Raw genomic sequence first — 13,503 nt, forward strand, 5'->3', positions numbered from 1 at the left:
AAAACTAATATTGTATCAATATTTTAATTCATCCCAAAATGTTTTTCACCTGTTAAGCTATTAACTAATCAACAGATGAAGGGGCATCTTTTGAATTAATTCCCCAAGTTTTATTTGCAACATTACTCATAACCAACTCCAATGTTGCACCATTTTTAATATCATTATGAGAAAACCATGGCTTATTCCATTCTTTTCCATTCAATGTTGCAGATTGGATATATTTGTTATCTGGATTGTAATTATCAACTACAATATTAAAATCATTTCCATTTTCTAAATGAACTGTTGCTCTTTCAAAAACTGGACTTCCAATATTGTATTCAGGTATTCCTGGAGTAACAGGATAAAAACCTAATTGAGAAAACACAACAAATGCAGACATTCCGCCTCCATCTTCATCACCAGGAACCCCCATTAAGTCATTTCGAAACCATTGGTCTAATAATGTTCTTATTCGTTTTTGTGTTTTCCACGGTTGTCCTGCATAATTATATAGATAAGGTATATGCAATGATGGTTCATTTGCCATAGTAAATTGCCCTACATTTCCAGTTTGATCAGGTAATTGAGCATAGAATTCATATTTACTTCTTCCTAATGGTTCAGAAAACATACTATTTAAATTATTGATGAAAGATTCTTCTCCTCCCATTAACTTGATTAAATCTTTAATGTTATGCTGTACATCCCATCGATACGTCCAAGCATTATTTTCACTATAAAATTTTCTTGCTCCCATTCCTCCTGAAAATTTATAATCAAAAGGTGTAATAAATTCGCCTTTACTATTCTTTGGGTGAAAGAATTTTGTTTCTGAATTGAATAAATTTTGATAATTAAAAGAGTTTTTTAAAAAAGAATTGTATTCCTCAACTTCATTCAATTCTTTTGCTATTTGGGCTAAACACCATTCATCATAAGAAGTTCCAAGGGTAACCGCTACCGGTTGACGACTTTCAAAACCATGAACTTCAGGTATTGTTTCTTTTTCCCCATGATTTAATGCTGGAAAATAACCTTTTTCTTTATAAAAAATCTCTAATTCTCCCGCTGGCATACCAGACCAAGGAGCTAATGTTTTTTGCGTAATTCCGTTTTTACAAGCATCATAGGCCTTTCTTAAATCAAACCCTCTTAAACCTTTTCTATAACCGTCAATTACAGAGGCTACACCGTGATTTGAATTCATTCTACGACTATCACCTGTAACTTCTGGAAAAGTTGGCATCCAAAAGTTATCCATCTGTTCAGCCATTAAAACAAAAGAATTAATTATGTCTTCTTCTTTTTTTACATCTATTAAAGCTCTTAAAGGATGGTGAGCTCTATATGAATCCCAAATCCAATCATCAGTATAAAATGGACGCCCATCGTCATTATGAACGGAGTTATCAAAAGCACTGTAATAACGACCATCTTCAGAAAGACAAACTGGACGTTCATAAGTACGATATAGAGAAGTGTAAAAAACAGTTTTATCTGTATCATCTCCTCCTTCAATTTCAATTTTATTTAATGCTTCGTTCCATATTTGACGCGCTATATCATTTAAGGTTTCAATATCTTTACCTAACACTTCTCTTTTGTAATTACTTTCTGCCTGCTTTTCATCAATAAAAGAAATTCCATAACGTACATTTAATTGTTTTGTGTTTTCAGGGTATTTTAAAACAATACTAGCGTTGATACCTTTTGCTTTATTCCCTTCTACTAAAACATCATTTTTTAGAACATTAACAGTTTCTGGTTTCTCTTCCAGATTCATGTAGAGGTATACTTTTGTGTTGTTTTCAATAATTTGGTAACCCGAAAGTGAACTTCCATTCCAATTTATCTCACCATTTCTTGAATTTAATATCAAATAGACATCTTCATCTTTTTTGAAGTCGATTTGGTACATTGCTGATTGATGCGATAATCCAAAATTTACAGTGGTTTGTTGTTCATCTAAATAAGCTTTATATGAGTAGGGTGTTAACTTTTCATTATCATAACTATAATCAATAACTGGTTTTATTTCACTTTCCAAACCTTGAAATGGGCTCAAATTAAATGCTGAACTTCCTCGGTGACTTGTTACTATTAATGGCAATCCCTTTAATAAATCAGCTGTAAAATCCCTGCGCTCTGGATAAACACGCATTATGCTATTAGGTAAATGCATTGTTGGAAAAGTTGGCACCAACAAATGGCTTATATTGCCCATATATGGATTTACAAAATCAATGGGGTCATTAGATATAGTATCATGTTTTATTTTTTCATTACATGAAATTATAACAAAAGCTATAATTAAACTAGTAACTACTTTTATTTTATTAAAACTGTTCATTTTTTATTTTCTCTTTATTTATTCTTTTTCAAAAAGCTTTATTTAAAATAAACAGGCAAGATGAATTTACTCACCTGTTTATTATCAAAAAACAACTAATTAACTTTTATTATCTTGTAGGTTTTGTACTTGAATAACTTCCTTCTCCATGAAACCAGTTTGCTGCTTGACCAGTTAACCATAGGTAATAGTCAGACTCTAAATCATCTTCAATACCTACAAATTTATACCCATCAGTTCCATTTAGTGGCACTTCGCTTTCTCGTTTCACTTTAAAAATGGCCGTTCCTTCGTCCACTTCGTCAAACATAGCGACATATAAACTTTTTGCTCCTCCAGCCTTTGCTCCAGCTATTTGCGCCCATAAGAAGTCACCTTTCAACCTTGGAATTTGATTGAATTTACTTGGATCTTTTTTCAAATTCCCCCAAGTAAACCCTGGAAATACTAACGGCACATAATCAACGCCATTATTCTTTGTCCATTTAACATCTTGATACACATTATCAGGATTGTAATTACTTGGTGCATTATATCGCCCAACTGCCCATGGCATAATAACATCAACCTTTTTAATTAAAGTATGAAAGGCAGGGTTATTCTCTGTATCATTTCCAAAAGTTCTCCAATAATATGGAACTCCTAACATAATTGATACTTTGTTTGTAGGTCCTTTTAATCTACCTACTAGTTTATCTACATCAGCCGTACTATAATTTCTCCCATCACTGAACCCAACGCCCCAAATTGACAACATAGGTTTACCATTATGTCTTAGATAAGTTGGATGCTCTATATTAGAGAACAAGTTAAATTGGCTAACTAGTTCATTCCAGTCATTTTCCAAAAAAGCTACCTCTTCACTATCACTTCCACTTAGGTCATACATAACGCTAATAGCTCGTCCGTATTTTTTGGCTGCTTTTAATGCGTTTTCTAGTACCTTATTAAAATGTCTTTTACCAGATTCACCTTTAACTTCACTAATAAACCGCTGCATATGAACACCATCTATTCCATGTTCCTTCATCCATTTGAAATGAAGGTCTACGGACTGTTCATCATAAGGGCTATACAAGTAAGCGCTTGAACCATCAGAATATGTAAAAGGTGTGACATATTTATTCTCGTACTCAGTCATATCTGGCCACATATCAATAGAAGAACAACCAGGAGTAAATCCACAACTGTTCTTATAGTGATGCCAACCTCGATTCGACTCATCTCCTTCTGCTGCAAACCATCCCTGATATCCTGCCATGACCAAATTTGTATAAGATGTATATAAACATCCTGTTTCATCATAAACTACCTCCTCAACTGTAGGAGGTGGATTTACAACAACTGGTTCTTCAATTTCCTCAACTTCAACTTTTGAACATGAAGAAGCTAAAAAAACTGTTGAAACTATTGAGATTAGTAATATTTTGAATACTTTCATGAATTATCTAATTTTAAATTCTTTAATTCGTGTAACTGAAGGCTTTCTATGAAATAAAAGCCTCCATTACACAAAAAATCAAACCAAATTTATTAAAGTTGAATACTTACAGCTTGCGCATAATTAAATTTTGAATTAGAAGCATTATACAATGCTCCAATTCTGAAAAAATAAACCTTACCCGCTTTTAAATCTATTTCATTATCTGTATCAATTGATAATGTATAGACCGTATTTGGATCTGTAACAGCGTCAATATTTTGATCAGCCTTTGTAAGCCTCATTGGTTCACCTACATTTCCATCAGAACCTGCATACAACCCAATTGTTTTTACATTACTTAAACCGGTTTGTTCCAAAGAAAAAGTAGCTGTAACAATACTTCCAGATTTAGAAACATTTGCATTTTTTATTCTAATATATGGAGTCACGATTAAATCAAGTTTTGTACTTCCACTAATATTCATTTTGATAGTATCAATTGGATGAAAATTAGTTTTTATTGGAAATATATCATAATCATTTCCAAACAATTGACTATCTCGGTATGTACCATCTACACTGTAATTCATATGTTGTGGAGATACATTTTCCCATCCATGTTCTCTAAGTTCTAATTCACCTCCCCGGATGATGTCCTGCTGAACTAGTTCACCAGTTACATCATCAATTATACTTCCGTATAATTCAGAATCTGGTCCGTCCATTTCGTCTAGCTCACAAGAAGCCAAACAACCAATAGAAACTATCAGTATTGCTATATATTTAATTTTATTCATCATACATTAATTTTAATTTTATAAATTATTCTACTTACTGAGGGTTTTGAACTAATCCGTTTAAACCAACTCCTGGAATAGCTCTATAGTAATGCTTGATATCAAATGTTTGAGGGCTATTCCCTCTTACTCTATTTCGAACAAAAATATATTTATAAGGAGCACTTCCTCTTAAATCTAATACTGGCATTAAAGAATGCTTTCTTGTATTATTAAATGTAGTATGATAGGTTCTTCTTCTCATTAAATCCCATATACCTTTGTTTTCAAAAGCTAGTTCAACAGCTCTTTCTCGTAAAACGTTATTAACAGTTAATGGAATATCTGTTTGATGAAAAGCTCTTCTACGAGTTGCATTCATTGCTTCAGCTGCTTTTGATTCATCTCCTAAACCACTTTCAGCTACTGCTTCAGCGTAATTCAATAAAATTTCTGCATATCTAAATTCCGCGAAATCTGTATTGCTTCTGTTCCACCCTGGAATAACAGGAGTGGTTTGTAAAAACTTTTTGAATCCAAAACCTGTTTTAGTCATATTTCCTCCATGAGGATCAAAACCAGAATGCTCTTCAGGACTTAAAGTACCATAAGTATAATAGGTAGTTCCATTTACATCAATTTGTGCTTTTGTTTCAATCTTTGCATTTCCATCTGGTTGAACATACCCTGCTTGAATAATCATATTATCACCTTTCCATTCTGAATTTGGAAGAATAACTTGAGCTCTTAAACGGGCATCTTTGTCTGCAAAAATATCAACAGGATTATCATAATGAACGTAATCTCTAGAGGAGTCAAAACCATTGTAGTTTTCTGTATCACCATCAGTTGTTGTAACGATTGTACCATTTTCACCTGGCTTGCTGTAATTTTCAAATAAATCAGCAAAATCTAATGTTGGGTTATATCTTCCAGGGTGAGGCCATCCGTTTCTTTTCTGAGCTGGACCAAACCAAATATCATAATTATTTCCGTAATTATCTCCTGGTATCGTACGACCTTTTATAAGAATTGCTTCGTTTCCAGCAATATTTGGATTTTCAAACATTGCTCTAAAATTTTCTGCAGCTGCCTCAGCGCTAGCAGGATTTGGCTGATACAAAGAGTATGGTCCATACTCCATAAGTTCATTAGATGCATCAATACATTCTTGGTAATATCTGTTCGCATCACCAGTAGAAAGTCCCACAAGTCCTTGTGTTACTGCATCACCAGTTAAATCAACGTTTCCTCCAAATTTGGCAATAGAAGCAGCATGTAAGGCTACCCTAGATTTAAGTGCTAATGCTGCCCATTTAGAAGCTCTTCTACCATTTGTTTCACCCAAAGCGTTAATGGCAATATCACATTCAGCCAAAACAAAATCCCATGTTTCTTTTTCTGTGTTTCTTGGAACTTTTAAAGATTCTGGGTCTCCATCATATTCTTGAGGCTCCGTAATAATAGGAACTCCTCCGTATCTTTTTACCAATCCGAAATAAGCAAAACTTCTAATAAATGCTGCTTCAGCAGTGTACGCTGCTCTGTCATCCTCATTAATATCTAATGTTGGAATAATGTCTATAAACAAGTTTACATCTCTTATTAAACTATAGGCAGGTTCCCACCATTTTAAATAGCTACCACTCACAAAACTATTTCGTTCACTATGGTGACCCATCATTGTTAACATAGAGTTTGAAAAACCACCATTATTTGGTCCGCCTCTATTAAAATTAAATCCCTCTTTCGGAAAGTATGTTAAATCTTCGATAGGTAATCTATCGTATAAATCTGCCAAATACAATTTGGTTCCTTCTGGATCACCAAATAACTCATCTGCTGTAATTTTGTCCGTTGGCTCTAAATCTAATCCATCGTTACATGAAGAAACTAGAACGACAAATGCCAAGAGAAAAAATATATTTTTTATTGTTTTCATATTATTATCTGTTTAAAAATTAATATTAAGACCCAAATTGAATGTTCTAGTAACTGGGTAAGTGAATCCTGCAGAATAAGCTCCTTCAATCTTTTCTGGATCAAAAGGTTTTACAAAATCATCTGCCCAAGTATATAAATTGAATCCATTTGCATAAAGTCTAATGTTTGTAATACCTAACACAGTTTTTAATTCCTCATATTTAAAGTCATATCCAAACTCTACAGTTTTCAACCTTACATAAGAAGCATCTCTTCTCCAAACAGAACTTTCCTTATACATCGCACCAACGTCTCCGTTAGTTCTATTTGCTGGCCATTTTCCTGGAATCCACTCACTGTTAATATCATAAGGATCTGCTTTTGTCCATCTATCATAAAAATAAGCAGGTGTGTTTCCTTTAAAAGCAAACATCTCAGCATATACTTCTCTAAAACGAACTGTATATTTAGCCGCTCCTTGAAATAACATATTAAAATAGAAACCTTTGTATTCAGCATTCAAATTTAATCCGTAATACATTTTAGGCTTACCGCTATAAAATAGAGGTTGAACGTCCTGGCCATCTACAATACCATCGTTATTCCAGTCAGCATATTGAAAATCACCAGGTAATTCACGATCTACATTACTACGGTCACCGTTTTGCATTGGAGCATCAACTAGTTCTTGTTCATTTTGGAACTGTCCAATGTAGTCATATCCCCATGCAATATCATTCCATCTATCACCTTGTTGACTTCTCCATCTATCCATACTATTTGTATAAGATTCACCTTCAACATAATCTCTTTTGGTACGAGCATACGTGAAATTTGCAGAAACACCATATTTAAAATCGCTCCCTACATTATCTCTATATGAAACTGAAAATTCCATACCTTTTGTAATTTCACTATTCAAATTTTCTTGAGGTAAAACGCCTCCATATGTGTTTGGCAAAGCAATACTTGGTCTCGCTGGAATCCCATCTAATAATCTTTGGAAATAATCCGTAGTAAAATTAAACCTGTTGTTAAATAAACCAATATCAATACCAATATCTGTTGTTGTAGCATCCATCCAAGTAAGGTTTCCATTTGCTGCTGGTGGTGTACTGATTCCCTCTGTTAACTCACCATCATTAAATTCATATGAACCTCCACTTCCAATACTAAATCCAGGGACATATTGAAAAGCACCACCTTCTGGCATTCCTGAAATACCATAAGACCCTCTTAATTTCAAATTAGAAATCCAACTTACATTATCCTTAATAAATGGTTCTTCTGACATTCGCCAACCTATAGAAGCAGTTGGATAAAAACCATATCTATTCTCTTTAGAGTATCTATATGTTCCCATATAACGACCTGCAAATTCGAACAAATACTTTCCTTTGTAACCATAATTTAAACGACCAACATAAGAAAAATCAGCTGTTTGTTTTTCAATACCATCACTTTCTTGACCTTGCGCATCTGCAAACCTTAATTGATCTTTTGTATAAAAATTAGCATAGTATCTTTTAATAGTCGAATATCTTTCAGACCAAGAATTTTTTTCTATAACTAACGTAGCTCCAAGATCATGATCTTCATTAAACGTTCTGTCATAATTTACAAACCCCTGAAACGATAGTCCATCACTATTTGTATTTCCATTGCTAATACTTGCTGTACCATCTCTTTGCTTTACGGCGTTATATGCATCATTCTCCTCATCATAATTGTATAAATTATAAGTAGGGTATAAGCTTTTATTTTGATAATTCACCATATCATAAGCTGCAACAAGTTTTAAATTTAAACCTTCAGCAAATGGCGCATCATATTCAATAGCCATTGTAGAGGTGAAATTTCTAGTTACACTTTCATTATAACCTGTAAGATCTTTTTCCATAAACGCAACTGGGTTAAGCCCTGAAGAAACTGGAGATATATAATCTGGGTTACCGTTAGCATAAGGATATTCAGTCGGAAGCGTTATACGTGACCCTTTAAAAATATTAAAGAAGTTAGTTCCTGGTTGCCAATTTTTATCCCATCTTCCACTAATTAAAAGAGATGCTGTTAAATTATTTGCCAATTCAGTAGTAATGTTGGATCTAAGGTTGTATCGTTTGTAGCCCATATCGCCACTCTTAATCAAACCATCTTCTTTTACATATCCAAAACTCATAAAGTAATTTGTTTTTTCAGTACCTCCTGATGCTGAAAAATTTTGTTGCATTGTAAAAGCACTATCACTTATTGAAGCTTCATTCCAATCTGTTCCTTCATAGCCAGGACCACCATTCTTCCAATTTTGAATTTCTTCTGGTGAATAATAAGGAGTTCCTCCACCACCAGGTAAAAACAATTGTGTATCATTCCACATTTGTGTGTATTGTGAAGCCGACGCCATTTCAGGAATATCTGTTGGCTGAATAGAACCATACAATGAATTATATGTAAATGTTGGTTTTCTATTAGTTCCTTTTTTCGTCGTCACCAATATTACACCATTAGCAGCTCCCAAACCATAAATGGCTGCTGACGCATCTTTAAGAACAGAAATAGTTTCAATATCTTCTGAATTTAACTGTTGAAAGTCTTTTGAACCTCCTCTACGAATTCCATCAATTACGTAAATCGGCGCACCAAATCCACGAATATTAATGTCATTATCAAAAGAACCTGGTTGACCAGACTGTTGACGAACCTGAACCCCTGCAATCTTTCCAGATAATTTTTGAGCGACACTTGCATTTGCAGTTGTTTGAATTTCCTCATTGTCTATAACTGCAACAGCAGCCGTTAAACTTTCTTTCTTTTGAGAACCATACCCTACAACAACAACTTCATCAAGAGATGAAACATCCGTTGTCATACTTACGTTAATAACAGGTTCAGTACCTATTGCAACAGTTTGAGTTTCAAACCCAATATAGCTAAATATTAAATTTCCTTGTCCAGAAACCGCTATACTATAGTTTCCATCAAAATCTGTAGAAACTCCAATATTTGAATTTTCTAGTACTACAGAAACTCCAGGTAGTGGCATATTTGTTTCGTCAACTACCTTACCTGTAATTGTTTTATTTTGTCCTAAAACATTTTGTGCATTAATAATTAGCACAAGAAATAATAGGTACATTAAAAAGCGTTTGGTCTTTTTAATATCGCCTTGAGGCATTTTTAAACGTTTATTTTTTATCATAATTAATGTTTGGTTAAATTAAAATTTGTTCGTTTTTACTCTTTAGTTTTTTAGGTTCATCATATTGTTATATTTTTTAATTATTTATGAATCAAATGTATGTGGCCGTTATTAATTAACAAATAATTAAGACTTAATACGAGCTTAATTTTTAATTAATTTTAAAAAAAAAGATTTTTTCTTGAACTTTTCTTTTTATTGAAAATATTCCAAGAGAATTATTCAAAAATAATATATCTTGCGTTCATGTTTAGACAATTATTGCTTTTATTAAGCTTTCTTTTTTCCAGTATATTCTACGGTCAAGGCTATTTAGATGAAGGTCTTTTCTTCTCTTCACACGAAGTAAATCAAGACAAAAGGACTTCATTAAATCTTACACCTGAAGACCCTTTTCATTTTGATAACGCATTTAGTATAGAATTTGAAGCTAATTTTCGAAAAGGAGATGGTTATTACGGAAATATCTTCAAAATAATAGGTAATGAAGGATTGAACATAGATCTTATCGCTAATTTAGATGATGAAAATGAAAATTTTTGGCTTGTTGTTCAGGACACGATTCTATTCAAATATAAATGGTCTGACATATTAGAAGGAGACTTTTATAAATGGATAAAATTTAATCTTTTTATAGATATTGAAAATTCTTCGCTTACCCTATCAATAAATGGCGATAAAATAATTAAGAAAATTGCTCTCCACAAAGATTTAGAGGATTTTGAAATAAATTTTGGAAAAAACCTTAATAAAAATTTTGCAACTACTGATGTTTGCCCTATGAGTATCAAAAACATTAAAGTTTTTGATAATAATAAACTTGTAAGAAACTGGATTTTAGGAAAACATACTAGTTCCAATATTGTTTATGATGAAACTAATAACCATATCGCGGTTGTATCAAATCCAACATGGTTAATGGACGAACATTTGTTTTGGAAAAAAACTAGAGATTTCAATTTTGAGAACCTCCTAGGAAGCGCCCAAGATGAATTTGGTCAACGAATTTTCTTTATCGACAAAAAAGCAGTCTATGTATACTCCGTTGAAATGCAGACCTTAGATACTTTAACCTACAAAGGGTCTCCATACATATTGGAATCAAACACATTTATTTACAATCCAAATCAAGATGAGATATGGTCCTATTCTTTTGAAGATAATTCAATTAGCAAATTTGACTTCAAAAGTTCAACATGGAGTTTTGAAGATGTTAAAATAAATGATGTAGTTAATTATTGGCATCACAACAATATCATTTCTCCTATAGATAGCTCCTTAATAACATTTGGTGGATATGGGTACTACAAGTACAAAAGCGATTTAAAACAATTTAACCTTAAAAATTCAAGTTGGAAAACTTTTGATAAAAGCACCTCTATTGAACCGAGATACCTAAGTTCTTCTGGAATATTAAATAAGGATAAATTCCTAATTTTTGGAGGGTATGGTAATTCTAATGGAAATCAGAATTTAGGCAGCCAACATTTTTACGATCTTTTCACTGTAGATTTTAAGAGTTTGGAAGTGAAAAAACTTTGGGATTTAACCAACGTTAAGCACGCTCCATTTGTTCCAGTAGAGTCTATGGTAGTTGATTCTAATTCTGATAGTTTTTTCACCCTCATATATGACAATACTACATTTAATACAAACTTAAGACTTGCTCAGTTTAAAATTGATCAAAATGAAATGGTAGTATTTCCTGATTCGATTCCCTATAAGTTTTTGGATATAAAGTCTCGAAGCTCCTTATTTTTAAATCCTTCTCAGTCCAAACTTTATGCGCTCAATGCTAATGAAAGTAATGTTAATCTATATTCACTTTCGTACCCTCCTCTTTTAATATCGGATATTTTTCAAGAAGAAATTAAACCTAATAAATCATTCTGGGATCATTCATGGATTATTGCAATTTTGTCCGGACTAGTTGTTTTAATCATCCTTTTAATTTGGTTTAAGAAAAAAGCGAAATTAGTTATAACCAATGAAAAGGAAGAAATTGAATTAAAGAAAGAGGCCCAACGATTGGCACCTTCTATATCAAAAAAAATTAAGCAATCCGCTATATATTTACATGGTGGCTTTCAAGTATATGATATAGATGGAAATGATATGACAGCAATGTTTACGCCTACTTTAAAACATTTGTTTATTATAATTCTATTGTCAGCATCAAAAAATGAGAAAGGAGTTTCATCTATTAAATTAACAGATATTTTATGGTATGACAAATCCGAGAACAGTGCAAGAAATAATAGAAATGTTAACATCAGTAAACTAAGAATTTTACTGGATAAAATTGGTGATATAGAAATTACAAATGACAATTCGTATTGGAAAATGAACATTGGAGATAATGTTTTTTGTGACTATTCATTTGTAATTAACCTATTGAATAACTCATCCGGAGAACCTATTAAGGATAACGATATTCATAAACTTCTAACAATTGTATCACGTGGTCAAATTTGCCCAGATATTCAAACCGACTGGATTGATGATTTCAAAAACTATGTTTCAAACCTTCTAATTGATAATCTAGAACTAATATCAAAAACGCAGACAGATCTACACTTGAATATATTGATTGCAGAAACAATATTAAAATATGATCCCTTGAGTGAAGTTGCCTTATCTCTTCAGTGTAAATCTTTATATAATCTTGGAAAAAAAGGATTGGCAAAAAAATGTTACAATCATTATTGCAAGGAATATCTTGAATTGTTGGATTCAAAATTCGACAAAACATTTAAAAATATAATAGAATAATTTATTTCAACCCTGATAACCTTAATTAGGTAAGGGTTAAAAAAAGTAAATGTTTTAAAATGAGTATTAGCCTATTATTGAATTTAATTAAAAAACGACAACATTAGGGCTAATCCATTTAATTAATTCAAACACCATCCATAGTAATTAAAAATGTCAAACTCTTTTGAATTGGACTTTTTTAATTACCTTTTGTCTATAGAATTTTCATCAAAACTAATCAGGTTAAACATTGCTCTAATGCGACTACGAACTCTATTTCCATATCTTTTTTCTATTTCTTCAGCGTTGAGGTTTGTTGTAATATGGGTTATGCTTCGACTCCGCTCAGCAACCGATTTATTGTTACCTACAAATAAATCATATCGGGAAAGTAAGATTTCCCCAAGAACATTGCATTCTTTTGCATAATGTGAGCCTTTTGGTTCTACGCCCAAATCGTCAAAACAAAAGCTCTTTGTTTGGCTGTATTTTTCTAGCACTTCAAATCCAGATGCATTGAAATTAAAAACGATATTTCGTGTTGGAATGATTTCATAGTTGGTTTTATGTGGAGCTAAATGAGCTAAGAGCTTCATTAATGATGTTTTTCCACAACCAACAGGTCCCGATAATAATAATCCTTTGTTGGTATCGATTCCAATTCTTGAGCAACTGTAGTGGTCTTGAATGAAGTAACAGCATAGTTTAAAAAGTAGCGGCTCGTCTTCTTTGTAGATTTTGAAGTTTTTTCCAAAGAGTATATGGCCTTTGATGTTGAGGTAGGTTTTTATTTTTTCGAAATCATAATGTACTGTATTGTTTATAATTTCTCCTATTTGGAAGTTAGAGGTTCCTTCGGTTTTAATGTGTGGTGTTGGGTTCATAGTTATTTTATTGCTTGATAGTTGTGAATTTGACTTAGGGACTGATCTCTAAATTTTAGAATCTTTGATGTTCTTTTCATTTTGCCTTGATGCAAAACGAAACAAAAAATCAAGACTTGGATTTTCAGCTGTCAAATTAGTTTTCGAATCCTAAAAGAAATGAACTCGCCGTTCCCAAACAGCATTTCTTTTTACGGATACTTCTAACA

The 13,503-nt window shown here is 32.5% G+C and carries 7 protein-coding genes; 1 reads left to right on the plus strand and 6 read right to left on the minus strand.

All coding sequences use genetic code 11. From position 1 onward, the window contains the following. Positions 1-64: 64 nt before the first annotated feature. The 5 genes from CHB67_RS05255 to CHB67_RS05275 form a co-directional block, all read right to left on the minus strand. Positions 65-2,335 carry a GH92 family glycosyl hydrolase gene (locus CHB67_RS05255; protein ID WP_089380718.1) on the minus strand — a complete coding sequence of 757 codons (2,271 nt, stop codon included), beginning with the start codon at positions 2,333-2,335 and terminating at the stop codon, positions 65-67. A 109-nt stretch (positions 2,336-2,444) separates the two neighbouring features. Beyond that, the gene (locus CHB67_RS05260) at positions 2,445-3,776 is read right to left on the minus strand and encodes a glycoside hydrolase family 71/99-like protein (RefSeq protein WP_089380719.1); all 1,332 of its coding nucleotides are present in this window, start codon (positions 3,774-3,776) and stop codon (positions 2,445-2,447) included. Positions 3,777-3,868: 92 nt separating this feature from the next. Continuing rightward, positions 3,869-4,555: a DUF3823 domain-containing protein gene (locus CHB67_RS05265; RefSeq protein ID WP_217900256.1), complete on the minus strand. Its 687-nt coding sequence runs from the start codon at positions 4,553-4,555 to the stop codon at positions 3,869-3,871. 34 nt (positions 4,556-4,589) lie between these two features. After that, positions 4,590-6,476: a RagB/SusD family nutrient uptake outer membrane protein gene (locus tag CHB67_RS05270; RefSeq protein ID WP_089380721.1), complete on the minus strand. Its 1,887-nt coding sequence runs from the start codon at positions 6,474-6,476 to the stop codon at positions 4,590-4,592. Between the two features lie 12 nt (positions 6,477-6,488). Further along, positions 6,489-9,656, minus strand: coding sequence for a SusC/RagA family TonB-linked outer membrane protein (locus CHB67_RS05275; protein WP_089380722.1), 3,168 nt, complete (start codon positions 9,654-9,656; stop codon positions 6,489-6,491). Between the two features lie 246 nt (positions 9,657-9,902). Here CHB67_RS05275 and CHB67_RS05280 point away from each other — a divergent pair, with 246 nt between their 5' ends. Continuing rightward, complete coding sequence (locus tag CHB67_RS05280) at positions 9,903-12,428, plus strand: hypothetical protein (RefSeq protein ID WP_089380723.1); 2,526 nt, start codon at positions 9,903-9,905, stop codon at positions 12,426-12,428. Positions 12,429-12,613: 185 nt separating this feature from the next. Here the strand turns inward: CHB67_RS05280 and CHB67_RS05285 are convergent, their stop codons facing one another. Next, on the minus strand, positions 12,614-13,294 hold the full coding sequence (locus CHB67_RS05285; protein WP_089380724.1) for a P-loop NTPase family protein: 681 nt from the start codon (positions 13,292-13,294) through the stop codon (positions 12,614-12,616). Between the last annotated feature and the right edge of the window lie 209 nt (positions 13,295-13,503).

The organism is Lutibacter agarilyticus (genome assembly GCF_900188235.1).
GTDB classification, from domain to species: domain Bacteria; phylum Bacteroidota; class Bacteroidia; order Flavobacteriales; family Flavobacteriaceae; genus Lutibacter; species Lutibacter agarilyticus.